This window comes from Nocardia sp. No.11 (assembly GCF_038752175.1).
Lineage (GTDB): Bacteria > Actinomycetota > Actinomycetes > Mycobacteriales > Mycobacteriaceae > Nocardia > Nocardia canadensis.
The window spans coordinates 1-24,524 of the sequence record NZ_JBCGFB010000072.1 but is presented as its reverse complement, the minus strand read 5'-3'; the positions used below and the strand labels follow the sequence as shown (position 1 = coordinate 24,524).

19 protein-coding genes and 1 pseudogene are annotated in these 24,524 nt (G+C 69.5%); 9 read left to right on the top strand and 11 right to left on the bottom strand.

The features are described 5' to 3' along the window. Positions 1–246 precede the first annotated feature (246 nt). Positions 247–1,272, top strand: a pseudogene (locus V8688_RS20650) (tyrosine-protein phosphatase); the annotation flags it as partial. Between the two features lie 216 nt (positions 1,273–1,488). Here the strand turns inward: V8688_RS20650 and pheT are convergent. The 3 genes from pheT to V8688_RS20635 all read right to left on the bottom strand — a co-directional run bounded on the left by pheT (position 1,489) and on the right by V8688_RS20635 (position 7,402). Continuing rightward, positions 1,489–3,990: a phenylalanine--tRNA ligase subunit beta gene (gene pheT / locus V8688_RS20645; RefSeq protein ID WP_342801493.1), complete on the bottom strand. Its 2,502-nt coding sequence runs from the start codon at positions 3,988–3,990 to the stop codon at positions 1,489–1,491. Between the two features lie 18 nt (positions 3,991–4,008). Next, the gene (gene pheS / locus V8688_RS20640) at positions 4,009–5,070 is read right to left on the bottom strand and encodes a phenylalanine--tRNA ligase subunit alpha (RefSeq protein ID WP_218716549.1); all 1,062 of its coding nucleotides are present in this window, start codon (positions 5,068–5,070) and stop codon (positions 4,009–4,011) included. Between the two features lie 898 nt (positions 5,071–5,968). Next, positions 5,969–7,402, bottom strand: a complete 1,434-nt coding sequence (locus tag V8688_RS20635; protein ID WP_255586940.1) for an MFS transporter — start codon at positions 7,400–7,402, stop codon at positions 5,969–5,971. Positions 7,403–7,531: 129 nt separating this feature from the next. Between V8688_RS20635 and V8688_RS20630 the strand changes: the two genes are divergently transcribed. Next, a complete protein-coding gene (locus V8688_RS20630) occupies positions 7,532–8,089 on the top strand; it encodes a TetR/AcrR family transcriptional regulator (protein WP_255586939.1) in 558 nt (185 codons plus the stop codon). 7 nt (positions 8,090–8,096) lie between these two features. Here V8688_RS20630 and V8688_RS20625 read toward each other — a convergent pair whose 3' ends face one another. The 4 genes from V8688_RS20625 to infC all read right to left on the bottom strand — a co-directional run bounded on the left by V8688_RS20625 (position 8,097) and on the right by infC (position 10,343). Next, positions 8,097–8,894: an RNA methyltransferase gene (locus tag V8688_RS20625; protein ID WP_342801492.1), complete on the bottom strand. Its 798-nt coding sequence runs from the start codon at positions 8,892–8,894 to the stop codon at positions 8,097–8,099. 35 nt (positions 8,895–8,929) lie between these two features. Beyond that, positions 8,930–9,316 (bottom strand): 50S ribosomal protein L20, encoded by a 387-nt coding sequence (rplT, locus tag V8688_RS20620; RefSeq protein ID WP_019046423.1) that lies wholly within the window; start codon positions 9,314–9,316, stop codon positions 8,930–8,932. 116 nt (positions 9,317–9,432) lie between these two features. Beyond that, the gene (gene rpmI, locus V8688_RS20615) at positions 9,433–9,630 is read right to left on the bottom strand and encodes a 50S ribosomal protein L35 (RefSeq protein WP_218716546.1); all 198 of its coding nucleotides are present in this window, start codon (positions 9,628–9,630) and stop codon (positions 9,433–9,435) included. A 32-nt stretch (positions 9,631–9,662) separates the two neighbouring features. Continuing rightward, positions 9,663–10,343 (bottom strand): translation initiation factor IF-3, encoded by a 681-nt coding sequence (gene infC / locus V8688_RS20610; RefSeq protein WP_218716554.1) that lies wholly within the window; start codon positions 10,341–10,343, stop codon positions 9,663–9,665. Between the two features lie 358 nt (positions 10,344–10,701). Here infC and V8688_RS20605 point away from each other — a divergent pair, with 358 nt between their 5' ends. Further along, on the top strand, positions 10,702–11,043 hold the full coding sequence (locus V8688_RS20605) for a DUF1844 domain-containing protein (RefSeq protein WP_218716545.1): 342 nt from the start codon (positions 10,702–10,704) through the stop codon (positions 11,041–11,043). 517 nt (positions 11,044–11,560) lie between these two features. Here V8688_RS20605 and uvrA read toward each other — a convergent pair. Beyond that, positions 11,561–14,539: an excinuclease ABC subunit UvrA gene (gene uvrA, locus V8688_RS20600; protein ID WP_218716544.1), complete on the bottom strand. Its 2,979-nt coding sequence runs from the start codon at positions 14,537–14,539 to the stop codon at positions 11,561–11,563. Positions 14,540–14,801: 262 nt separating this feature from the next. On the opposite strand from uvrA, the gene V8688_RS20595 reads away from it, so the two are divergent. Next, a complete protein-coding gene (locus tag V8688_RS20595; RefSeq protein WP_218716543.1) occupies positions 14,802–15,434 on the top strand; it encodes a response regulator transcription factor in 633 nt (210 codons plus the stop codon). Positions 15,435–15,438: 4 nt separating this feature from the next. Here the strand turns inward: V8688_RS20595 and V8688_RS20590 are convergent, their stop codons facing one another. Beyond that, positions 15,439–16,218 (bottom strand): hypothetical protein, encoded by a 780-nt coding sequence (locus V8688_RS20590; protein ID WP_316574090.1) that lies wholly within the window; start codon positions 16,216–16,218, stop codon positions 15,439–15,441. Between the two features lie 141 nt (positions 16,219–16,359). On the opposite strand from V8688_RS20590, the gene V8688_RS20585 reads away from it, so the two are divergent. Next, on the top strand, positions 16,360–18,186 hold the full coding sequence (locus V8688_RS20585; protein WP_218716541.1) for a GAF domain-containing protein: 1,827 nt from the start codon (positions 16,360–16,362) through the stop codon (positions 18,184–18,186). A gap of 10 nt (positions 18,187–18,196) precedes the next feature. On the opposite strand, the gene V8688_RS20580 is transcribed toward V8688_RS20585, so the two are convergent. Beyond that, positions 18,197–19,390 carry a beta-ketoacyl synthase N-terminal-like domain-containing protein gene (locus V8688_RS20580; RefSeq protein ID WP_342801491.1) on the bottom strand — a complete coding sequence of 398 codons (1,194 nt, stop codon included), beginning with the start codon at positions 19,388–19,390 and terminating at the stop codon, positions 18,197–18,199. 84 nt (positions 19,391–19,474) lie between these two features. On the opposite strand from V8688_RS20580, the gene V8688_RS20575 reads away from it, so the two are divergent. From V8688_RS20575 to V8688_RS20565, 3 genes are read left to right on the top strand one after another with little or no spacing between them, the layout of a single operon-like run. Then, entirely contained in the window at positions 19,475–20,812 is a 1,338-nt protein-coding gene (locus V8688_RS20575; RefSeq protein ID WP_218716540.1) for a diguanylate cyclase, read from the top strand. Between the two features lie 13 nt (positions 20,813–20,825). Next, positions 20,826–21,137 (top strand): antibiotic biosynthesis monooxygenase, encoded by a 312-nt coding sequence (locus tag V8688_RS20570; RefSeq protein WP_218716539.1) that lies wholly within the window; start codon positions 20,826–20,828, stop codon positions 21,135–21,137. 42 nt (positions 21,138–21,179) lie between these two features. Continuing rightward, positions 21,180–23,441 (top strand): 3'-5' exonuclease, encoded by a 2,262-nt coding sequence (locus V8688_RS20565; RefSeq protein WP_218716538.1) that lies wholly within the window; start codon positions 21,180–21,182, stop codon positions 23,439–23,441. Positions 23,442–23,450: 9 nt separating this feature from the next. Here V8688_RS20565 and V8688_RS20560 read toward each other — a convergent pair whose 3' ends face one another. Next, positions 23,451–24,119: a TetR/AcrR family transcriptional regulator C-terminal domain-containing protein gene (locus V8688_RS20560; protein WP_218716537.1), complete on the bottom strand. Its 669-nt coding sequence runs from the start codon at positions 24,117–24,119 to the stop codon at positions 23,451–23,453. Positions 24,120–24,188: 69 nt separating this feature from the next. Here V8688_RS20560 and V8688_RS20555 point away from each other — a divergent pair. Next, positions 24,189–24,524: MFS transporter (locus V8688_RS20555; protein WP_218716536.1), on the top strand; the 336-nt coding region annotated here is incomplete at its 3' end.

Genomic DNA, 24,524 nt, shown 5'->3' with positions numbered 1-24,524 from the left:
TAGCTGGATCGCGCACGGCGTGCTGTCGGCCGAGAGGGTCGCCTGCGCCTTCGGCACACTGGGCGACACGGCGGCTCGACCGCTCGACGTCCCAGCTGCGAGAGTCCCCCTGCAGCTCAGCAGCTCGACCGCCAGACGGTCCAACGACTCAACGACTCTGCGGCCCAACGGCCCAACGGCTCAGCGGCTCAGCGGCTCAGCGGCTCAGCGGCTCAGCGGCTCAGCGGCGAGGATGCGTGGCGGGTGATGATCGGGGCGCAGTTCATGAACGTGGCACTGCATCCGAGGCAGGTCGATCACGCTGTGGAGCAACGGTATTCAGCACAGGGAAGAACAGTCGATCCCGGTGACCGGGTCGCGAGTCCTGGTGGGCGGTGCGCCGATCGGGAACCGGTGGATGGGCAGCGGCCCGGTTCTAGCGTCTCGCGGATGAGTAATTCACTTGTTTCGCGGAAGCGGAAGTCGCTGTTGTCGTTGGTGTCCGTCCCGCTGCTGGCTGTGGGGTTGGTGGCGGCGGGGTTGGCGGGCCCCGCCCAGGCCTTCCCCGGCACGGGCGGTCCCACCCGGATCGATCTGCAGGGCGCCGCCAATGTCCGGGACCTGGGCGGCTACGTCACCTACGACGGAGCGAAGGTCAAGTCGGGCAAGCTTGTTCGGGCCGACGCGCTCGCCAAGCTGACCGATGCCGACCTGCAGAAGCTGGCGGCGCTGAAGCTCCAGAAGGTGATCGACTTGCGGACCCCGGCCGAGGTGCAGTCGATGGGCGCGGACAAGCTGCCCGCGGGGGTTGCGCTGGTGGCGCGCCCGATCGACGACGGCGGCATGTTCGTGAAGATGTACCAGGCCATCTCGTCGAAAGATCCGGTGCAGCAGCAGAACATGCTGGGCGACGGCAAAGCCGAGCAGATCATGCAGAACGTGTACCTCAACTTCTTCACCCCCGACGCGCTGGGAAAGTTCGGCCAGTCGGTTCGGGATCTCGCGGACACCGCGAACGCCACCCTGTACCACTGCACCGCCGGGAAGGACCGGACGGGATGGCTGTCCTACGTGACGCTGCGGGCCGTCGGCGTGCCGGAGTCGGTGGCGCGACAGGACTACTTGCTGTCGAACCAGTATCGGGCGGCGGCCGATGCCGCCCTGCGGGCTCAGCTGCAGCAGGCGGGCATCATGCAGAACCCGGACCTGTTGATTCCCCTGCAGGAGGTGCGCGACGCCTATCTCGACGTGGCGCTACAGCAGATCGACGAGAAGTTCGGCGACTTCGGCAAATACCTCACCGACGGACTCGGGCTCGACGGCTGGACCCTGATGAAACTGCGCAAGAACCTNGATCGACGAGAAGTTCGGCGACTTCGGCAAATACCTCACCGACGGACTCGGGCTCGACGGCTGGACCCTGATGAAACTGCGCAAGAACCTGGTCTCCTGACCGCGGGTACGACGAAGGCCGCCCGGCACCATGCGGGGCGGCCTTCGGTCGGTAAATCAGCCGCGCAGTTCGGCGCCGACCGCGGTGCCCGCCGCGGCGACGGCGGCATCGCGCGCGGCGCTGGCCTCGTCCTCGGTGAGGGTGCGGTCGGTCGCGCGGAAGCGCAGCGCGTAGGTGAGGGACTTGCGGCCCGCACCGGCCTGGGCGCCCTCGTAGACGTCGAACAGCGCGATGTCCTCGAGCAGGTCGCCACCGCCGGTGCGCAGCGCCGATTCGACGCTCGCGGCGGGCACGGCCTTGTCGACGCTGATCGACACGTCCTGCAGGACGGCGGGGAACGCCGACACCGTGGGCGCCGGACGGGCCTCGGTCAGCGGCAGCGCGTCGAGGTCGAGCTCCAGCGCGCAGGTGCGCGGCGGCAGGCCGGCGCGCTCGAGCACGGCCGGGTGCAGCTCACCCGCGTGACCCACCACGACGCCGTCGACGACCAGTTCCGCGCAGCGGCCCGGATGCCACGGCAGGTGCACCGCGGCCCGGCGCTCGACGGTGACACCGGCGGCGTCGGCGACGGCGTCGACCAGGGCGAAGGTGTCGGCGGCCTCGGCCTGGCGACCGGGCCCCCAGGGTCCGCGCGGGTCCCGCTTGCCGCTGAGCACCGCGGCCACGTGCACCGGCTGCGCGGGCAGCGACGCGTTGAGCTCGGCGATCTGCTCGTCGGTGGGACGACGATCCACCGGCAGCGCCTCGACCGCGTGGGTCTCGGCGCCGGGCAGCACGACCTGGGCGATGCCGTAGATCGTGAGGTCACGGGCGCCGCGGGAGATGTTGCGGGCGGCCACTTCCAGCAGACCGGGCAGCAGCGTGGTCGCCAGCTCGGGACGCTCGGTGTCGAGCGGGTTCAGCACCCGGGTGGTGTGCCTGCGCGGATCGTCGGCGTCCAGACCCCACACGTCGAACACTCCGGCGGGCAGGAACACCGGCGCGGGCACCTCGACGCCACCGGCGAAGGCCAGGGCCCGGCTCACGGCCCGGCGGCGCTTCTGCGCGGCGGTCAGGCCGCGACCGGCGGGCGCGGACGGCAGCACCGACGGGATCTGCTCGAGACCCTCCAGGCGCAGCACCTCCTCGACCAGGTCGGCGGGCTGGGCCAGGTCGGGCCGCCAGCTCGGCGGCGTCACCAGCAGCTGGGTCTTGCCCGCGTCGTTGACCTCGATCTCGACCCCGGCGCCGATCTGGGCGAGCCTGCGCACGGCGGTACCCGCCGGGTAGGTGACGCCGGCGACGCGGTCGGGCAGGTCGATGTCCATCGCGATCGGCGCGACCGGCGCCAGCGGCACCCGGATGTCGGTGAGCGTGGATTCGATGGTGCCGCCGGTGATCTCGGCCAGCAGCGTCGCCGCCCGGTCGAGCGCGACGATATTGATCTCCGGATCGACGACGCGCTCGTAGCGCTTGCCCGCCTCCGAGACCAGCTTGTGCCTGCGCGCCGTGCGGTACACCCGCAGCGGGTTCCAGGTCGCCGCCTCGAGCACCACGTCGGTGGTCTCCGGGCCGACCTCGGTGCTCGCGCCGCCCATCACCCCGGCCAGCGAGACGACACCGGAATCGTCGGCGATCACCACGTCCTCGGCGTCGAGGGTGCGCTCGGTGTCGTCGAGAGTGCGCAGGGTCTCGCCGGTGTTGGCCGAGCGAACGACCAAGCCGCCGTGGAGTTTCGCCGCGTCGAACGCGTGCAGCGGCTGGCCCAGCTCGAGCATCACGTAGTTGGTGACGTCGACGGCGGGCGAGATCGGGCGCATGCCGGACAGCATCAGCCTGCGCTGCAGCCACAGCGGGCTCACCGCGTTCGGATCGATCCCGGTGACCCGCCGCGCGCCGAAGCGGGTGCACTCGGCGTCGGCCTCGAGCCGCACCGGCCACGCCACCGCGTCGCCGTCGGGCAGGGTCCGCACGGCGGGGTCGGCGTATTCGAGGTCGAAGCCGCAGGCCAGTTCGCGGGCCAGGCCGCGCACCGAGAAGCAATAGCCGCGGTCGGGGGTGATGTTGAGTTCGATGATCGTGTCGTCGGTGCCCAGCAGCACGTTCGCGTCGTCACCGGGCTGCGCCGAGCCGGGCTCGAGCACCAGGATGCCGTCGTGATCCTTGCCGATGCCGAGTTCGGCGACCGAGCAGATCATGCCGTTGGAGGTATGCCCGTAGGTCTTGCGCGACGAGATCTTGAACCCGCCGGGCAGCTCGCCACCGGGCAGCACGACCACCACGAGGTCGCCGACCGCGAAATTGCGGGCGCCGCAGACGATCTCCTGCAGCTCGGGGTTGCCGACATCGACCTTGCAGAAGCGGATCGGCTTCTTGAACTCGGTCAGTTCGGTGATCTCGGCGACCCGGCCGACGACCAGCGGCTTGTCGATGTCACCACCGATCGGCTCGAGTTTGTCGACCTCCTCGACCTCCAGGCCGACGCGGACGAAACCGGCATCGAGCTCTTCGGCGGACACCGACCATTCCGGGGTGGTGCGCTGCAGGATCTCGGTCAGCCAGGACTGCGCTACTCGCACGTGACTTTTCGCTCTCTCTCAGGACCGGATACCGAAGGGCAGGGTGAACCGCACGTCACCCTCGACGATGTCGCGCATGTCGGGGATGCCGTTGCGGAACTGCAGCGTGCGCTCCATACCCATGCCGAACGCGAACCCGGAATACACCTCGGGATCGATGCCGCTGGCGATCAGGACCTTCGGGTTGACCATGCCGCAGCCACCCCACTCGACCCAGCCCGCGCCGCCCTTCTTGTCCGGGAACCAGACGTCGACCTCGGCCGAGGGCTCGGTGAACGGGAAGTAGTTGGGGCGCATCCGGGTTCGGGTGTCGGGGCCGAACAGGGCGCGCGCGAACGCGTCCAGCGTGCCGCGCAGGTGGGCCATGGTCAGGCCCTTGTCGATGGCCAGTCCCTCCACCTGGGAGAACACCGGGGTGTGGGTGGCGTCGAGCTCGTCGGTGCGGAAGGTACGGCCCGGGCACACGACGTAGATCGGCAGCTCGCGTTCCAGCATCGAGCGCACCTGCACCGGGGAGGTGTGCGTGCGCAGCACCTGGCGCGAACCCTCCGGGGCGATGTGGAAGGTGTCCTGCATGGTGCGCGCCGGGTGGTCGGGCAGGAAGTTCAGCGCGTCGAAGTTGAAGTGCTCGGTCTCGACCTCGGGCCCCTCGGCGACCTCCCAGCCCATGCCGACGAAGACGTCGGCGATCTGCTCGGAGATGACGGTGATGGGGTGGCGGGCGCCGACCGGCTGACGGCGCGCGGGCAGGGTGACGTCGATCTTCTCGGCCACCAGCACGGCCTGATCGCGCTCTTCCAGCAGCGCGGCGCGGCGGGCCTCGAACGCGTCGGACACGCGCTTGCGGGCGACGTTGACCCGCTTGCCCGCGTCGGCCTTCTCCTCCTTGGGCAGCGTGCCCAGCCCGCGCTGAGCCAGCGCGATCGGCGACTTGCCGCCGATGTACTCGGTCTTGGCGACCGCCAGCGCATCCAGATCAGCCGCAGCGGCGAACGCCTTCTCGGCCTCCGCTGCCGCTGCCGCGAGTGCCTCCTCGGTCAGCAAGGCGTTCTGCTCGACTCCACTGTTGTCGTCGGCCACGATCGTTCGACTCTCCCCTGGGGATCGGTTCACGGGTGCGTCATTGCCTACCCGTATCGGTGCTGCATAAATCCTATGGGATCGGCTTCCCGCGATTCATCCGGATTACCGGCGGTGCGGTGGCGACCGTGCCAGCGCCCGCCGGAAGGTCCCGATCCGGACCGACAAGTCCAGGTCAGGCCGGTCTTCCCGACACGCGGACCACGATCGGCGCCACCCCCGAATTCGTGGGAACCGAAACGCCGTGAGTTCCGTCCAACCGTTCAAACACATCAGCGTGTTCGACTCGAGAACAGGACGACTCGATGCCGGAACAGACTTGCGATTCGACGCCGCCCCCCGGCCCTCGTACCCGCCGCACGGCCCCGGGTAGCGGCCTGGCCCTGTGCGGCCTTGGCATCCGGGGCCCTCGCCACCGTCCCTTCCCTCGCTCGGCGAGCCCCTGCTCGCATCGACCGGTCGAGCCACGGAAGACCGAGCCTGACCAGGACACCCCCCGACCGGAGGACATCAATTGACGCCACGATGCGCAGTCAGCGCGACCCTCGGGGTCGTCGCCGACGAGGTCGGTGCTTGTCGTAGAGCGGCAGGCAGGCAGGCGTCGAGTGACATCGAAAACGGCGCCGACAGTGCGATGGGGGCACCGAAATCACCTTCGACCGGATCCGGGTATGCGCCGGAATGCATCGCGGGAAGGGTCATGCGGTCGCTCCATTCGTGGAGACTGCCGTGCTCACCGATAGCGCGACCGGAGAGACGGACGAGGCGTCATCGTCTACGACGATCCACAACAGGTCGTGGCCGTGCGGGCCGGGTCGGCCGCCGCCGCTCAGCGGTGACCAGGCGGAAACGGCGATGGTCCGCGGACCGAGCGGCCCGCGGACCATCGCCTCCGGGATCAGGCCGCCGGTGCGGTGTGCCGGGGCAGGAAGGCCGCGATGACGGCGGCGACGGCGACCAGGCCCGCGCCGACCCAGACGGCGGGCACGAGGCCGTCGACATAGGACTGGGGGTCGGTGTAGGCGCCATAGGAGGCGAAGACCGAGGCCAGGACGGCGATGCCCATGGCGACGCCGACTTCGCGCACGGTGCTGTTGATGCCGGAGGCCATGCCCTGATCGTCCGGGGCGGCGCTGTCCATCACGATCGTGGAGGACGGGGCGAAGGTGAGGCCCATGCCGATGCCACCGAGGACGAAGGGCGCCACAAAATTGACGTAGGGCAGGTCGACGGTGATGATCAGCGCCATCCACGCCAGCGAGATCGCCAGGCAGACCTGCCCGGCGGCGATGAGCAGCCGCGGTCCGACCCGGTCGATCACCAGACCGGCCAGCGGCGCGACGACCATCGGCACCATCGTCCACGGCATGGTGCGCACGCCCGATTCCAGCGGCGAGTAGCCCTGGACCACCTGAAAGTACTGCGCCAGCAGGAAGATCGCGCCGAACACGCCTGCCGAGAACGCGAACGAGATCAGGTAGCTCAGACTCAGACCACGGGCGGCGAACATGTGCAGCGGGAGCATCGGGTCGGCGGTCCGGTTCTCCCAGACCACGAAGGCGGCCAGCAGCGCGCCGCCACCGATCAGGGCGGCGAGCACGGCCGGTGCGGTCCAGCCGTCGTCGGCGCCGTGGATGACGCCCCACACCAGCGCCAGCACACCGCCGGCCGAGAGCACCAGGCCGAGGAGATCGAGTTTGCGGGCGGCACCGAAGGATTCGCCGAGCATGCGGGCCGCGAACGGCAGCGCCAGCAGGCCGACCGGGACATTCAGCCAGAAGATCCACTGCCAGTTCAGCCCGTCGACGACCGCGCCGCCGACCACCGGACCGACCGCGATACCGAGCCCGGCGATACCACCCCAGATGCCGATCGCGGCGCTGCGCATCCGCTCGGGCACCGCCGCGGCGAGCAGCGTCAGCGACAGCGGCATCACCGCGGCGCCACCCGCGCCCTGCACGGCACGTGCCGCGATGAGCATCCACGGTTCGGTGGCCATGGCGCACGCCGCCGAGGCGACGACGAACAGGGCGATACCGGCCAGGAAGACCCGGCGCCGCCCGATCCGATCGCCGAGCGCCGAGGCCGTCAGCAGCAGCGAGGCGAACGAGAGCGTGTAGGCGTTGACGAACCATTGCAGGTCCGAAAGCGACGCTCCCAGTTCGGCTTTGATCACCGGCAGTGCGTTCGTCACGACGAGGTTGTCCAGCGTGACCATGAACATCGGCACGGCGACCGCGGCGATGACCGCGCCGAGCGGCTTGGCCTTCGCGACTGTCTCGCGCGGCGTCTCGGCGGTCGAGGTACCACCTGGATCGAGTGTCTGCGTCATCTCCGAGCCCTTTGGTTGTTATTCACTGATAACTAGTGATCATCGTTATGCATCGGCTGATAACATGTCAAGTGAAAGGGGGCTGACCAGGAGGTGGACTACCGGATGGACGGCACGACCAGAACGCGCATGACCGCGTCGCAGCGCAGTGCCCAGGTGCTCGCGGCCGCCGTCCAAGCGTTTGCCGAATCTGGTTATGCCGCAACGAAAACCGATGAGATCGCCCGGCTGGCCGGAGTGTCCCAACCCTATGTGATCCGGCTGTTCGGCACCAAGCAGCAGCTGTTCGTCGCGGTCCTGCACGAGGTGTGCGCCCGCATCGAGCAGGTCTTCCGCAGCGCCGAGATCGAGCCCGGCGCCGACACCGCCGCGGCCCTGCAGGCACTCGGCAAGGCCTACGAGGTCTTCCTGGCGGAGCGCGAGCTCCCGCTCAACCTGTTGCACGGCGCCGCCGCGAGCGCCGATCCGGCGATCGGCGACCACATGCGGGAACGCTTCGGCCGGATCTACCGGCTGGTCGGCGAGCTCACCGGCGCGGATACGACGGAATCACGCCGCTTCGTCGCCAGCGGCATGCTGCTGACGATCATGACGGCCATGCAGGTGGCGGGCGCGGCGGCGATCCCGCTCCCCTGGGCCACCGAAATCCTCGACGACCTGCGCAACAGCGTCGATCCGCACTGCTGAGGCGGCGCTAGCGCGCGTGCTGGACGCGCGCGCTCGCGTAGAGGCAGATCGCCGCGGCGGCAGCGAGATTCAGGCTTTCGGCACGGCCGTGGATGGGTATCCGGATGCGATGGTCGGCCCGCGCCGCGACGGCGGGGTCGAGTCCGTGGGCCTCGTTACCGAACAGCCAGGCGACCGGGCCCGCCAGGATCTCGTCGGCGGAATCGAGGTCGACCTCGCCGTTCGCGGCGGTGGCCAGGATGGTCACGCCCGCCGCGGAGAGGGCGTCCAGGGTCGCGCCGACATCGCGGCTGCGCGTGATCGGCACGTGGAACAGGCTGCCCGCGCTGGCGCGGACACACTTGCCGTTGTGCGGGTCGACGGTCTCGCCCGCCAGCACCACACCGTCGGCGCCGACCGCGTCGGCGACCCGGATCAGGGTGCCCGCGTTGCCGGGTTCGGCGATCTCGACCGGCACGGCGAGCATCCGCGGCCCGCGCTCGAGGATGTCGGGCAGCGGCACGTCGACCAGCTCGCACACGGCGACCAGGCCGGGCGCGGTGACGGTCTCGCCGAGATGCTCGGCGGCGCGATCGCTGACCAGGGTGGTGCGCACGCCGTCGGCGGCGGCACCGGCGATCAGCGCGGTCTCGCGACTCGCGGCCGCGACCGAATAGAACAGTTCACGGACGCGGCCGGTCTCCAGCGCGGCGGTCACGGCATTGGCGCCCTCGGCCAGGAACTGGCCGGACTTGCGGCGCTGCGCGGCGCGCTGGAGCTTGACAGCCGAAACGACCCGCGGATTGCGCTCGGAGAGCGCGTCCACGGGTCGTTCCGACAGATCGCTATGTGTCGTCAAGCTCAGGCAGCGGTGGCCGGGGCGTTGACGTCGGCGGGCAGCGCGGCCTTGGCGACCGCGACGAGGCCGGCGAAGGCCTCGGCGTCGGAGACGGCGAGCTCGGCCAGGATCTTGCGGTCCACCTCGACACCGGCGGCCTTGAGGCCCTGGATGAAGCGGTTGTAGGTGATGTCGTTCAGACGCGCGGCGGCGTTGATACGAGCGATCCACAGCTTGCGGAAGTCACCCTTACGCGCCTTGCGGTCGCGGTAGGCGTAGGTCAGCGAGTGGAGCTGCTGTTCCTTGGCCTTGCGGTACAGGCGCGAGCGCTGGCCCCGGTAGCCCTTGGAGGCCTCGAGGATGGAACGGCGCTTCTTCTGAGCGTTGACAGCCCTTTTGACGCGTGCCACTTTTCAGTCCTTGATCATCTGGGGGGCGCGGCGGCGCCCGAGTTCGGTAGTTGTCGGCGTCCGGTTATCCCGGCCGCGGAATCGTCAGGGTGCGACGGTCTGTGGTGCCTGAGAAATCAGGCGAGACCGAGCAGCCGCTTCACGCGGGGGGCGTCGACGGCAGCGACGGACTCCGTGCCTTCCAGACGACGAGTCCGGCGGGTGGCCTTGTGCTCCAGGAGGTGGCGACGGTTCGCCTGCTCGCGAAGCAGCTTGCCACTGCCGGTCACCTTGAATCGCTTCTTGGCGCCGCTGTGGGTCTTGTTCTTCGGCATGGATTCCTCTATCTGTGTCGTTGAAATCGGTGTTACTGCGGGTCGGCCTGCGCGGCCTGCTCGGCGGGCGCCGGCGTGTCGACCAGCGCAGCCGGTTCGGCACTCGCGGGACCGGTCGGCAACGGACGCGCTGCCGGAGCCGATTCCTGCTGTGCCTTCACCCGCGTCTTCGCGCCCTTGTGGGGAGCGAGGACCATGGTCATGTTGCGGCCGTCCTGCTTGGCCGAGGTCTCGACGAAACCGAGTTCGGCGACGTCGGAGGCCAGACGCTGAAGCAGCCGGAAACCGAGCTCGGGTCGCGACTGCTCACGACCACGGAACATGATCGTGACCTTGACCTTGGACCCGGCCTCGAGGAAGCGAACGACGTTGCGCTTCTTGGTCTCGTAGTCGTGGTCGTCGATCTTCGGGCGGAGCTTCTGCTCCTTGATCACGGTCTGGACCTGGTTCTTCCGGGACTCGCGCGCCTTCTGCGCCGTCTCGTACTTGAACTTGCCGTAGTCCATGATCTTGCAGACCGGCGGACGGGCATCGGGTGCCACCTCGACCAGGTCGAGATCGGCTTCGAGCGCGACGCGTAGTGCATCTTCAACACGCACGATCCCAACCTGTTCGCCGCCGGGTCCGATGAGTCGAACCTCGGGAACACGGATGCGATCGTTGATGCGGGTCTCAGTGCTGATGGGGCCTCCTAGGTCAAGCGGTGTCGTCATAACGACCGCATGCAATAACTGCAACCCCTGTTTCAACACGAAAGCCCCGCTGCGGTATTTCTCCGCGACGGGGCCCGATGTCGACCGATCGTCCACAGTCGATGCCCTCACGAGCTCGCTGTCGACCCCTGCGCGCCAGGCACACAGGAAACCCGCCACATCGGGCGGGTGACCGGGACCGTTTGTCCAGTACGATCGCTCGCCGGTAACGGTGGGAGTCGGGCTCCACTTATCTGCCCCAGAGCTGCATGACACAACCAGGGGCGGTCGTCAGCGGAAAGTCTAGCATCGCATTCCGCTATCGCCGAATCGGCCTGGCGCGGACGAGCCCCACCGGGGCCGCTATAGCCTTGTCGGCATGACTGACGAGCTCGATCCCCCCGTGCGCGACCTGGCCGACATCCCCGCCGTCGAAGTTATCAGCCGGGCCGCCGTGATGCTGATGAGTTCGGCCGCGGAGAAGCTGGGGCTCGCCGCCGACGACCCGGACTCCGGGGCGCACGTCGATCTCGACGAGGCCCGCCGGGTGATCACCGCGCTGGCCGGCCTGGTCACCGCGTCGGTGGAGTACCTCGGCCCGCACGCCGGTCCGATCCGCGACGGCCTGCAGGCGCTGCAGCGCGCGTTCCGCGAGGCCTCCTCGGTGCCGGACGCGCCGGGCGCGGGGCCGGGCGAGAAGTACACCGGCCCCGTGTACTGAGCCGTCCGGGAACAGCGCAACGAAAAGATCCGCCGGCGCAGGTGCGCCGGCGGATCTTCGTCTACAGAGGCTTACGAGGTCGCGCTCAGACCGTGGGGGTCGGAGCGGGCGGCGTGCCCGGGGTCACGGCGATGGCCGAGCCCGAGGCGATCGCGTTGGCGAGAGCGGTGAAGATGCTGGCGAGGCCTGCGCTTCCGGTTTCCATGCTCAGTGGTTCCTTTCGATTCCGCCCGACTCAGGCAGTCGGCTTGGTGGGCGTGTAGGCCAGCGAGGACCCGCCACTGAGGAAAGACAGAATCTGGCCGATGAGCGCCGTGGTGGCTTCATCCATGGGGACGTTCCTTTCGTACTGCACGACACCCGCGATCGCGCCGCCCACGGGCGCGAGACACCACTGGATGCCGGTTCGACTGACCGTTACTGTCCGGTATTCCGGCAACGGTGAGGCGAATGCTACCCACAGGTGTTTCACTTTGTCGCGTTTTCGGAAAGTCCCCGCGCGCGAGGATATCCGGCCTCAGCGCAGGGCGGCCGCCTTTCGCGCCAGACGCTTGGCCGCGGCGGTCTCGGCGGGGGCCTTCTTCGCGGCGGGAGCCGCCTTCTTGGCCGCCGCCTTCTTCGCCGCGGGCTTGGCCGGTGCCGGTGCCGCGAGCACCTCCTTGAGGAACTGCCCGGTGTAGCTGCCCGAGACCTGCGCCACGTCCTCCGGCGTGCCCGTCGCAACCACGGTGCCACCACCGGAACCGCCCTCGGGACCCATGTCGACGACCCAGTCCGAGGTCTTGATGACATCGAGGTTGTGCTCGATGACGATCACCGTGTTGCCCTTGTCGACCAGCCCGTTGATCACCTTGAGCAGCTTGCGGATGTCCTCGAAGTGCAGACCGGTGGTCGGCTCGTCGAGGATGTAGACCGTGCGCCCGGTCGAGCGCTTCTGCAGTTCGGCGGCCAGCTTCACACGCTGGGCCTCGCCGCCGGACAGGGTCGGCGCGCTCTGGCCGAGCCGCACGTACCCGAGCCCGACCTCGACCAGGGTCTTGAGATACCGGTGGATCGAGGTGACCGGCTCGAAGAACTCCGCCGCCTCGTCGATCGGCATGTCCAGCACCTCGGCGATGGTCTTGCCCTTGTAGTGCACCTCGAGGGTCTCGCGGTTGTAGCGGGCGCCGTGGCACACCTCGCACGGGACGTAGACGTCCGGCAGGAAGTTCATCTCGATCTTGAGGGTGCCGTCGCCCGAGCACGCCTCGCAGCGGCCGCCCTTGACATTGAAGGAGAACCGGCCCGGCTGGTACCCGCGGACCTTGGCCTCGGTGGTCGAGGCGAACAGGGTGCGGATCTTGTCGAAGACACCGGTGTAGGTGGCCGGGTTCGAGCGCGGGGTGCGCCCGATCGGCGACTGGTCGACCTGCACCAGCTTGTCCAGGTGGTCCAGGCCGTTGATCCTGGTGTGCCTGCCGGGCACCTGGCGGGCGCCGTTGAGCTTGTTCGCCAGCACCGTCGCCAAGATGTCGTTGACCAGGGTCGACTTGCCCGAGCCGGAGACACCGGTGACCGCGGTGAGCACGCCCAGCGGGAACGCCACGTCGATCCCGGTCAGATTGTGCTCGGTGGCGCCGACGACGGTGAGCCTGCGCTTCTTGTCGATCGGGCGGCGCACCATCGGCACCTCGATCTGCTCCCGGCCGGAAAGGTAAGCGCCGGTGAGTGATTCGGGTTCGGTGAGCAGTTCGGTGTAGGGACCGCTGTGCACCACCCGGCCACCGTGCTCACCGGCCAGCGGGCCGATGTCGACGACCCAGTCCGAGGCACGGATCGTGTCCTCGTCGTGCTCGACGACGATCAGGGTGTTGCCCAGGTTCTTCAGCCGCAGCAGCGTTTCGATGAGCCTGCGGTTGTCGCGCTGGTGCAGACCGATCGACGGCTCGTCGAGCACGTAGAGCACGCCGACCAGGCCGGAGCCGATCTGGGTGGCCAGGCGGATGCGCTGGGCCTCGCCGCCGGACAGCGTCGCCGCGGCGCGCGAGAGCGTGAGGTACTCCAGACCGACGTCGAGCAGGAAGCCCAGGCGCGCCTGGATCTCCTTGAGCACCTGACCGGCGATCGCGGCCTCGCGCTCCCCCAGCGTCAGCGAGTTCAGGAAGTGCGCGCACTCGCCGATCGACAGATCGCTGACATCGGCGATCGACTTGTCGGTGCCGTCGGCGGCCAGCGTGACGGCCAGGATCTCCGGGCGCAGGCGGGCGCCGTGGCACACCGGGCACGGCACATCGCGCATGTAGCCGTCGTAGTGCTCCTTCATCTGCTCGGACTCGGTGTTGTCCATCCGCCGGTGCAGGAACGGCATCACGCCTTCGAAGTCGGCGTAGTAGGAGCGCTTGCGGCCGTAGCGGTTGACGTAGGACACGTGCACCTGGTCGGAGCTGCCCTCGAGCACCGCCTTGCGGGCCTTGGCGGGCAGGTCCTGCCACGGGGTGTCCATCGAGAAGCCGATCGACTCGGCCAGGCCCGACAGCAGCCGGTTGAAGTACTCGGCGGTCTGCCCGCGCGACCACGGCGCGATGGCGCCGTCGGCCAGGCTCAGCTCCGGATCGGGCACCACCAGCTCCGGGTCGACTTCCTTGCGGATGCCCAGGCCGGTGCAGTCGGGGCAGGCGCCGTAGGGCGAGTTGAAGGAGAACGAGCGCGGCTCGAGGTCCTCGATGTCGAGCGCGTGGCCGTTCGGGCAGGCCAGACGCTCGGAGAAGCGGCGCTCCCGGTCGTGCGCGTGCTCGTCGCGGTCGACGAAGTCGAGCACCACGATGCCGTCGGCCAGCCGCAGTGCCGTCTCGATCGAGTCGGTGAGGCGCTGCTTGGACGCGGTCTTGACCGCGAGCCGGTCGACGACGACCTCGACGTCGTGCTTCTCCTGCTTCTTCAGCTTCGGCGGATCGGTCAGCGGATAGACCACGCCGTCGACCCGCACCCGCGAGTAGCCCTGGGTCTTGAGCTGGTCGAACAGGTCGACGAACTCGCCCTTGCGGGTCCGCACCACCGGCGCGAGGACCTGGAACTTGAGCCCCTCCTCCATCGCCAGCACCTGGTCGACGATCTGCTGCGGGGTCTGCTTGGCGATCAGCTCGCCACACACCGGGCAGTGCGGGGTGCCCGCGCGGGCGTAGAGCAGGCGCAGGTAGTCGTAGACCTCGGTGATGGTGCCGACCGTCGACCGCGGATTGCGGTTGGTCGACTTCTGGTCGATCGACACCGCGGGCGAGAGGCCTTCGATGAAGTCGACATCGGGCTTGTCCATCTGTCCGAGGAACTGCCGCGCGTAGGCCGACAGCGACTCGACGTAGCGACGCTGCCCCTCGGCGAAGATCGTGTCGAACGCCAAGCTCGACTTCCCGGAACCGGACAGACCGGTGAACACGATCAGGCTGTCACGAGGCAGATCGAGGTCGACACCTTTCAGGTTGTGTTCCCGAGCTCCGCGCACAGTGAGGCGTTCCGCCACCTGGTGAATCCCTTCTCCATCGTCATCCGCCGACCGGACATGAACCCCCGCTCGCCATGCTAGGCGGACCCACCGACAGGAATGTTGGAGCGCTGGCGCGCTCGAGGTCGCGGCCCCTCCTGGCCGCGACGGCCGCTGCGCGGCCTGCCCCTCCTCGGGGTCGGGGCGTGGTGGTCGAGTTCCCGGTCTGCGCCCACTATTTCGGCGTACGGATTATGTTTGACGGCAGGGGTGGGGCGATCGACATGATGAAGGAGCCGGCGTGCTCGAGGTTTTCCTGGTCGACGACCATGAGATCGTCCGGCGCGGGCTGATCGATCTGCTCGAGGGTGATCCAGAACTCAGGGTGATCGGGCAGGCCGGTGGCGTGGCCGAGGCGATGGCGCGCATTCGCGAGGCGCGGCCGGACGTGGCGGTGCTCGATGTCCGCCTGCCCGACGGCAACGGCATCGAGCTGTGCCGCAATCTGCTCGCCGAGTTCGAGGACCTGCGCTGCCTGATCCTCACCTCGTTCTCCGACGAGCACGCCATGCTCGACGCGATCCTGGCCGGTGCCAGCGGCTATGTGGTGAAGAACATCGACGGGATGAAGCTGGCCGACGCGATCAAACAGGTCGGCGCCGGCCACTCGCTGCTCGACACCCGCGCGGCCGACGCCCTGCGCGCCCGGCTGCGCCGCAGCACCGAGCCCTCCGGCGCGCTGGCCGGGCTCACCGAGCAGGAGCGCCGATTACTCGAGCTGCTCGGCGAGGGGCTCACCAACCGGCAGATCGCCGCGCGGATGTTCCTGGCCGAGAAGACGGTGAAGAACTACGTCTCCCGGCTGCTGGCCAAGCTCGGCGTCGAACGCCGCACCCAGGCCGCCGTGCTGGCGACCAAGCTGCGCGAACCGTAAGAAATCAGGAGGGGACGACGATCGTCAGGTCGCCGTCGTAGCGGCGGTAGAGCAGGTTGCCGCGGCCGGTGTGGCTGTCGGTGAAGAACAGATACGGTAGGCCGCCGGTGCACAGCACGTCGGAGGCTTCGTCCTCGGCGTAGACCGGCGCGGCGTCCTGGACGACGCGGACCGGCATGGCGCTGGCGGTCAGCGGCAGCTCGGCCGACTCCCCCGCCGCGGCCGTGTGCCGCTGCCTGGCCAGGCTGACGCCGTGCGGATCGGCCCAGGTGACGATCGCGTCCTCGCCCGTCTGGGCGTCGGTGAACAGGTAGGCGTCGTAATCCATCGCGTCCAGCACGGTGCTGGCTTCCAGCGGCGTGCCCGTCATCAGCGCACAGTCCTTGCGGCGGATGATCGGACGGGTCTCGGTGATCTGAGCCAGCGGGCGCCGGGCCGGATCCGGCCACGCGCCGCGGGATTCCTTGCCCGCGCGCCGGGCCAGCTGACGATCCAGCCGCTCGGCGGCGAAGGTGACGGCGAAGCCGCCGGGACCGGTGACCTGCACGCGCGTGAGCGTGTCGTTGGTTCGGATGTTGGCCTGCACCAGCGTCGGCTCGTCGGAACCCTGCGGCGCGGTGACGCGCACGCGGGCCGGACTGTCGAGGTGATGCCTGCGCATCACGCGGGTGATGGCGCGGACAGCGCGGGTGACGTCCTGGGGTGGTACCTCGCCGCAGGTGGTCACCGCGAGCTCCGGGTCCGCGGCGGTCGTCCAGTGCTGGGTAGTCGACAACGAATTCATCTCTTGCCCCACTTCTCGATCCCTTTTCCCGGTGCCCTATGCCACCATGGGGGCCCTTGTGGGTGAAGGGCCGAAAGTCCCCACCTTGCGGACTAGACTTTGCGTTCGACGGTTGGGGTGGCGCGGCGAACGGATACGGCGATGACGAATGACGGTCGGGGTGGCCGCTATTCGGTGGGCCGGACGGTCTCCCAGCAGCGATTGCGCGCACTGCTCGGCGAGGTGGCCGATCGCGTCGAGGTGATGATCGGTTCCCGCGACCGGATGGACGGCCTGGTCGAGGCCATGTTGACGGTCACCGCGGGCCTGGATCTCGACGAGACCCTGCGCACGATCGTGCGCACCGCGATGAACCTGGTCGACGCCCGCTACGGCGCGCTCGCGGTCCGCGGCCACGACCAGCAGGTCTCGCAGTTCATCGACGAGGGCATGCCGGACCAGATCCGGGACCGGATCGGGCGATTACCCGCGGGCCACGGCGTGCTCGGCGCGGTGTTCGCCGAGAAGGCGCCACTGCGCCTGGACGATCTCACCGAACATTCCTCCTCGATCGGCTTCCCGGCGGGTCATCCGCCGATGCACACGTTTCTCGGTGTGCCGGTGCGTATCCGGGACGAGGTCTTCGGCAGTCTCTATCTGACCGAGAAGTCCGACGGCCAGCCGTTCACCGAGGAGGACGAGGTCCTGGTGCTGGCGCTGGCGGCCGCGGCGGGCATCGCGGTCGACAACGCCCGGCTCTACGAACAGGCGCGGACCCGGCAGGCCTGGATCGAAGCGACCCGCGACATCGCCACCGAGTTCCTCGCCGGCACCGAATCCGACCGCGTGCTGGCGCATGTCGTCGACCACGCCCGGGGCCTCACCGGCTCGCATCAGGCATTCCTGGCCTCGGTGCCGGTGCCGGACGAACTACCCGGCGAGATCTCGGAATTGGTGATCACCCAGTGGACCGGACCCGACGCCGGGCAGGACTGGCAGACCGTCCCGATTGCCGGCACCGCCCTGGGCGACGCGTTCAGCAGGCGCACGCCGCTGCGCTTCGACGACGTCTCGACGGTGACCCTGGGCGTCGAGTTCCCCGGCGCCGAATTACCGGGCGCCGGACCGGCACTCGTGCTGCCCCTGTGCACCCCCGATGCCACGCTCGGGGTGCTGGTGACGATCCGCCCGCCCGGCTTCGCCCCCTATTCCGACGAGATGCTGGAACTGACCGCGGCCTTCTGCGATCAGGCCGCGCTGGCGGTCCGGCTGGCCGACGCGCAGCGCCGGATGCGCGAACTCGACATCGTCGCCGACCGCGACCGCATCGCCCGCGACCTGCACGACCACGTGATCCAGCGACTGTTCGCCATCGGCCTGACCGTGCAGGCCACCCTGCCCAAGGCAGTGGTTCCCGAAGTGCGGCAACGTCTTTCGACGGTGATCATGGACCTGCAGGAAGTCGTGCAGGAGATCAGGACCTCCATCTTCGACCTGCACGCCAGCGGCCCCGACCACAGCGCGGGCCTGCAGCAGCGGCTCGAGGTGGCGATCCGGCGCCAGACCGCCGACATCGCGTTGCGGGCCACCATCCAGGTGTCGGGTCCACTGTCGGTCCTGGACCCGCAGCTGGCCGATCACGCCGAGGCGGTGGTGCGCGAGGCGGTGAGCAACGCGGTCCGCCATTCCGGCGCCGACACCGTCGCGATCGTCATCGACGTGGCCGACGACCTGACGATCACCGTCACCGACAACGGCTGGGGCATCCCCAACCACGTCATCCGCAGCGGGCTGCGCAATCTCGAGCAGCGCGCGCAGGAGGCGAGCGGGCACTTCGAGATCGGGCCCGCCAAGCGCCCGGACGCCGACGGCAACCACCCCGAGATGCCGGGTACCCAGCTGCGCTGGGCGGTCCCGCTGCCGCAGGACGCACCGACCACCGGCGGCTACGCGCTGGCAGGCGGCCCGGAGGCGGGCGAGAGCGACTGAGCGCGACCGCTCAGGCCGGTCCGAGCACGACGGCGGCGTTGTTGCCGCCCATCCCCATCGACAGTTTCACCGTCGGACCGTCGGTCATCGGGGCCGGGCCGTCCAGCAGCCGCGGGTGCGCGGGCGCCACGATCGGCGCCGAGGCCGCGATGCCGCGTTCATAGGACAGCGCGATGGTGGCGACCTCGACGGCGGCGGCCGCGCCCTGGCAGTGCCCGGTGAGCGGTTTGAGCGCGGTGATCGCGGGGCGGTCGGCGAACACGGAGGTCAGCACGTGGCGTTCGGCGGCGTCGCACTGGCCGGTGCCGGTGCCGTGGACGTTGACGTAGGCCACATCGGTCGCCGTGACCCCGGACGCGGTCAGCGCGCGCTCGGTGCAGTCGATCAGCTGGGTGTGGTCGGGGTCGACGGAGACGACGTGGAACGCGTCGTTGGTCATCGCGCCGCCGAGGACCCGGGCGTACGGGGCGTCGACGGCATCGGTGAGCAGCAGCGCGACCGACGCCTCGGCCATGGTGAAACCGATCGATCCCTCCTGCAACGGCCGGCACGCGGTGAACGGGTCGGCGTGGCCGACCGCGGCGCCGAGCCGGACGAAGTGTTCGAGCATCTCCGGCGTCGCCGAGAGGTCGGTGGCGACGCACAGCACGTCGTCGACCAGGCCGGCCTCGCGCCACATCTTCGCGGTGAGCAGCGCCGCCGCGCCGGTGCTGCAGGCCGCCGAGACGTTCATCGCGGGGCCGTGGAAACCGAATTCCTGCATGATCACCGAGATCGGGGTCGAGGGCAGCATCCGCAGGTAGTCGCGCGAGCGCCGGTGGCCGTGGTCGGTGAGATAGAACTCGCGCCAGTCGGCGACGTCACCGAGGGTGAATCCGTGCACGAGACCGACCGTGCGCCCCGCCGCGCGCCACCCGCGCGCTTCGGCGTCGGCGACGGCCTCGGCGGCCGCCGCGTGCACGGCGCGCCCGAACAGACCGGCTCCGTGGGCGAGATCACCCCCGTCGGGAATCCGGCCGACCCAGGCGTGCTGGTCCCGCTCGGGACCGTATCCGGGGTACAGCCGGGCCGACGGTTTACCCCCCAGAACTCCCTGCCACAGCTGCTCACGGCCCCAGCCGAAGGCGGAGACGACACCGATGCCCGCGATCGACATAGAATCGGGGCGGTGGACCATGCCGCCGGGACGCACGTCCGGTTTCACATCGCTCCTCGCGGATCTCATCGAGGGTCCCCACAATAGTCCTGTTCGCCGTCGCCAGACCAGGTCGAGATCGGGGGTATCGCAGTGGGAGAAACCAATACCGACGCGGCGAGCGCCGAACAGCTCGCCCAGCGATACCGCTCGCTCGTCGAACACACGCCCGACGCGATCTGCGTGCACGAGGCGGGAATCGTGGTCTTCGCCAATCCCGCGATGGTCCGGCTGCTCGGCGCCCGCACCCCCGACGACCTGCTCGGATTGCCCATCACCCGGTTCGTGCATCCCGAGTCGATCCCGGCGATGCTCGACCGGATCGACCAGCTCACCGCCGAGGGCGCCGCGTCCCCGCCCACCGAGATGGACCTGGTGCGCTTCGACGGCCGGACGGTGCCGGTGCAGACCGTGTCGGTTCTCACAGCGTGGCAGGACGCGCTGGCCTACCAGGTGGTCGTGCACGACCTGACCGCGCAGCGGGCCGCGGAGGCCTCGGCACGCCGGGCGGAGGCGCACTTCACCACCGTGGTCTCGCAGCTGGAGGAGGGCGTGCTCGTCGTCGATCCGCGCGGACGCGTCGAGTCGATCAATCCGGCGGGCAGGCGGATCCTCGGCATCGACGACGCGACACCGGTGATCGGGCACGCCATCGACGAACTGCCGCTGCGCCTGATCGACCGCAACGGGCAGCCGATGCCGACGAACCGGCATCCGATGGCGCACACCCTGGCGACCGGCGAGGCCGTCACCCAGTTCATCTTCGGCGTGGAGCGCACCGACGGGCAGCAGGTGTGGCTGTCGTGCAACTGCCGGCTGCTCAACCCCGACACCCCGCACTCCTCGGGAGTGTCCTCCTTCGCCGACATCACCGAGTTCCGGGCCAGTAGGCGCCAGCTCGAGTACCAGGCCACCCACGACGCGCTGACCGGGCTGGCCAACCGCTCGCTGATCCTGTCCCAGCTCTCGGCCGCGCTGGCCGACGAGGGCGGCAGCCTGGTCACCACGGTGCTGTTCATCGATCTCGACGGGTTCAAGGCGATCAACGACACCCTCGGTCATGCGATCGGCGACACGGTGCTGCAGATCGTCGCCCAGCGGTTGCAGCGCGCGCTGCGGGCCGAGGACCTGGTGGGCAGGCTCGGCGGCGACGAGTTCCTGGTCCTGCTCGCCGGGCATCCGCACAGCACCGATCTGCCCGGTCTGATCGAGCGGTTGCGCACCACGATGGCCGAGCCGATCATCGCCCGCGGGCACCGGCTGGAGGTGAGCGCCTCGATCGGCATCACCGAGCTCGGACCGCACGAACACCGCACCCCGGAGGCCGTCCTGCACGACGCCGACCTGGCGATGTACCGCGACAAGCCGTCGGGTCATCGTGACCTCGGTCTCGGTCAGAATCGTCGATCGAACAACACTCACGCCTCCTGACAGACTGGTCGGCGTGATCATCGAACACGCGGTGCTGCCCGTTCGCGCAGGTCTGGCCGAGGACTTCGAGGCCGCGTTCGCCGAGGCCGCGCCGATCATCGCGTCGATGCCGGGTTTCGGTGGGTTGTCGCTGTCGCGGTGCGTCGAACGTCCGGACAGCTATCTGCTGCTGGTGCGCTGGGAACGGCTGACCGACCACACCGCGGGTTTCCGCGGATCGCCGGAATATCAACGCTGGCGGGCGCTGTTGCACCACTTCTACGACCCGTTTCCCGTGGTCGAGCACTTCACGCCGATCGTCGGTGGCGATCTGTTCGCCGAGTAGACTCGACAACTCTGTTCTCGCCGGTGACAAAGGAGTCCTGTTTTGCCCGACCGCCTCGCCGATGATCGCGCCGCGGAACAGCAGTACCTCTCGGTGCTCTACGACCGGCTCGACGGCATGCGCGACTACGCGCAGAACCGGCTCAAGACCGTGCTGCTGGAGTCCGGCGGCACCCCGCAGGCACGCAGTGAGCGCGAGTCGTTCACCCAGCTCTACAGCGAGGACCTGGCCAAATACGACGCCGCCGAGCACGGTCTGTGCTTCGGCCGGATCGATCTGGACGGCGACGAGCCCGAGGCCCGCTACATCGGCAGGCTCGGCATCCTCGACGAGGACAACGACTACGAGCCGCTGCTGCTGGACTGGCGCGCTCCCCTGGCCCGCCCGTTCTACCTGGCGACCACCGCCAATCCCGAGGACGTGGTCCGGCGCAGGCACATCCGCTCGCGCAACCGGGCGGTCACCGCGATCACCGACGAGTACCTGGACCTGCGGGCCGCCGAGCGCGACGGCGCGGTCGGCACCGACGACGGGGTCGGCGGCGAGAGCGCGCTGCTGTCGGCGCTCAACGCCGCTCGCACCGGCCACATGAACGACATCGTCGAGACCATCCAGAGCGAGCAGGACGCGATCATCCGCTCCGAGCACAAGAGCGTGCTGGTGGTCCAGGGCGGGCCGGGTACCGGCAAGACCGCGGTCGCGCTGCACCGCGCCGCCTACTTGCTCTACACCTACCGGCAGCAGCTGGCCAAGAGCGGCGTGCTGATCATCGGCCCGAACGCGACCTTCCTCGACTACATCGGCCAGGTGCTGCCCTCGCTCGGTGAGACCGGCGTGCTGCTGTCGACCATCGGCGACCTGTATCCCGGGGTGAAGGCCGTGCGCGAGGACACCCTGCGCGCCGGCGAGATCAAGGGCTCCCTCGACATGCTCGAGGTGCTCAAGCAGGCGGTGCGCGATCGCCAGGAGGTGCCGGCCGAACCCGTACGACTCACCTTCGACGGCTATCCGGTGACGCTGGATCGCAAGATCGCGACCAAGGCCAGGGGCCGGGCCAGGTCCTCGCGCCGCCCGCACAACCTGGCCAGGCCGATCTTCGCGTCCTCGGTGATCGACGCGCTCACCGATCAGCTGGCCGCGACGATGGGCGCCGACCTGTCCGGCGGGACCAGCCTGCTCAGCTCGGCCGACCTCACCGAGATCGGCGACGAGATGCGCGCCGACCCGCAGGTCCAGGCCGCGATCAGCGCGCTCTGGCCGATCCTGTCCCCGCAGGAGGTGCTGGCCGACCTGCTGGCCGACCCGGCCCGGCTCGACCGCGCCGCCAAGACTCTCAGCGCCGAGGACCGGGCCGAGCTGGTCCGCAACGACGACGGCACGTTCGGCGCCGCCGACGCCCCGCTGCTCGACGAACTCGCCGAGCTGCTCGGCGTGGACGACACCGAGGAACGCGAACGCGCCCGCCGCCGCTGGCGCGCCCAGCTGGCCGAGGCGCAGGACGCCCTCGACATCCTCACCGGCTCCGCGCCCCAGGACATCGAGGACGAACTCGACCCCGAGATCCTCATGGCCTACGACCTCATCGACGCCTCCCAGCTGGCCCAGCGCCAGGAGTTCGGCAACCGGCAGACCACCGCCGAGCGCGCGGCGGGCGACCGCACCTGGACCTACGGTCACGTGATCGTCGACGAGGCGCAGGAACTGTCGCAGATGGCCTGGCGCATGGTGATGCGGCGCATTCCGAACCGGTGGATCACCGTGGTCGGCGACGTCGCCCAGACCGGCGATCCGGCGGGCGCGTCGTCGTGGCAGCGGGTGCTGGAACCGTATGTGGCGCAACGCTGGAAGCTCACCGAGCTGACCGTCAACTACCGCACCCCCGCCGAGATCATGGCCGTGGCCGCCGATGTGCTGGCCGCGATCGACCCCGGCGTGCGGGTGCCGCGTTCGGTCCGCGAGACCGGCAATCCGCCCCGTGCCTACCGGGTTCGGCCCGCCGAGCTGGCCGGCGAGGTGGCGCGGCTGCTCGAGGCCGAGCACGGTCCCGGCACCAGCGCGGTCCTCGCGCCGGCCGCGCTCGTCCCCGAGCTGTCCACGCTGGCCGGGGAATCGGTGCAGGTTCTGACCGTGCACGATGCCAAGGGTCTCGAGTTCGACCGGGTGTATCTGGTGGAACCACAGGCGATCCTGGACGAGTCGCCGCGCGGGCTCAACGACCTCTACGTGGCGCTGACCCGTGCGACCCAGCGCCTGGCGGTCGTGCACGCCGACAAGCTGCCCGAGGTGCTGTCCGCGCTCGGCTAGGCGCGCCCCTCAGTCGCGATCGGCCTCGGCCAGCAGGCCGGTGACCAGCGCGTCCAGCCCGGTCGCGTAGGTGCTCACGGCGTCGAATTCGGTCCAGCGGGAACCGACTTCGGCCAGTCGCGGCATCGCGTCGGGGTCGAGGTTCGCGAAGACCTCGGCGCGATAGGTGGGGCCCTGCGCGGCGCGGCGGGCCGAGCGGCCGGTGACGATCAGATCGCCCGCGGTGTAGTGCCAGATGGCGCGGTAGGCGGCCACCGCGCGGTCGATGTTCAGCCCCGCGGCGATGGCGGCGTCGATGATCGTCTCGGGTACCCACAGGGCCGAGCGGCCGAACAGATCGCCGTTCACCAGCACCTCCACGATCCAGGCGTGCGCCGCGAGCGCGTCGTACATCGCGGTGGCGGCCACCAGGATCCGCTGCCGGGGATCGTCGGGCAGCGCGGGCCAGGTGATGCCGTCGGCGTAGTCGTCGAGGAGCAGGCGCAGCAGCTCGTCCTTGTCGCGGACGTGGTGGTAGAGGGCCATCGGGGTGCACTCCAGCGCACCGGCGAGCCTGCGCATGGTCAGTTTCTCGACGCCGTCGGTCTCGATCACCGCGTGCGCGGCGGCGACGATGTCGCCACGGGTCAGGCGCGCCGGTCTGCCGGTACGTGCGGGCTGCGAGGACGGTGTCGGCATGGGTCCATCTTGACCCATCCGACGGCGGGGGTATGGACACGGGGCCGCCGGTGCGGTTAGTTTTTATACATGTATAAAAACTCGTCGCCGCCGCATCCCCGCGCCGTACTCACCGCCGTGGGCGTCGCGCAGTTCATGGTCGCCCTCGACATGGCCGTGATGAACGTCGCGCTGCCCGCCATCGGGGACGCGCTCGGCTTCGCCCCACTGGACCTGGCCTGGGTGGTGCACATCTACGCCCTGACCTTCGGCGGCTTCCTCCTGCTCGGCGGCAAGGCGAGCGATCTGTACGGCCGCCGCCGACTGTTCACGGCGGGGCTGGTCGCCTTCGGCATCGCCTCGCTGGCGGGCGGGCTCGCGCAGGCGCCGTGGCAGCTGGTGGCCGCGCGCGCCGCGCAGGGCATC

What these genes read in the sequence shown, in the direction of transcription:
- V8688_RS20635 (WP_255586940.1), bottom strand. Translation starts at nt 7,402, where the DNA reads ATGACGCAGACACTCGATCCAGGTGGTACCTCGACCGCCGAGACGCCG.
- V8688_RS20630 (WP_255586939.1), top strand. Translation starts at nt 7,532, where the DNA reads ATGACCGCGTCGCAGCGCAGTGCCCAGGTGCTCGCGGCCGCCGTCCAA.
- rpmI (WP_218716546.1), bottom strand. Translation starts at nt 9,630, where the DNA reads ATGCCGAAGAACAAGACCCACAGCGGCGCCAAGAAGCGATTCAAGGTG.
- infC (WP_218716554.1), bottom strand. Translation starts at nt 10,343, where the DNA reads ATGACGACACCGCTTGACCTAGGAGGCCCCATCAGCACTGAGACCCGC.
- V8688_RS20605 (WP_218716545.1), top strand. Translation starts at nt 10,702, where the DNA reads ATGACTGACGAGCTCGATCCCCCCGTGCGCGACCTGGCCGACATCCCC.
- V8688_RS20590 (WP_316574090.1), bottom strand. Translation starts at nt 16,218, where the DNA reads ATGAATTCGTTGTCGACTACCCAGCACTGGACGACCGCCGCGGACCCG.
- V8688_RS20585 (WP_218716541.1), top strand. Translation starts at nt 16,360, where the DNA reads ATGACGAATGACGGTCGGGGTGGCCGCTATTCGGTGGGCCGGACGGTC.
- V8688_RS20560 (WP_218716537.1), bottom strand. Translation starts at nt 24,119, where the DNA reads ATGCCGACACCGTCCTCGCAGCCCGCACGTACCGGCAGACCGGCGCGC.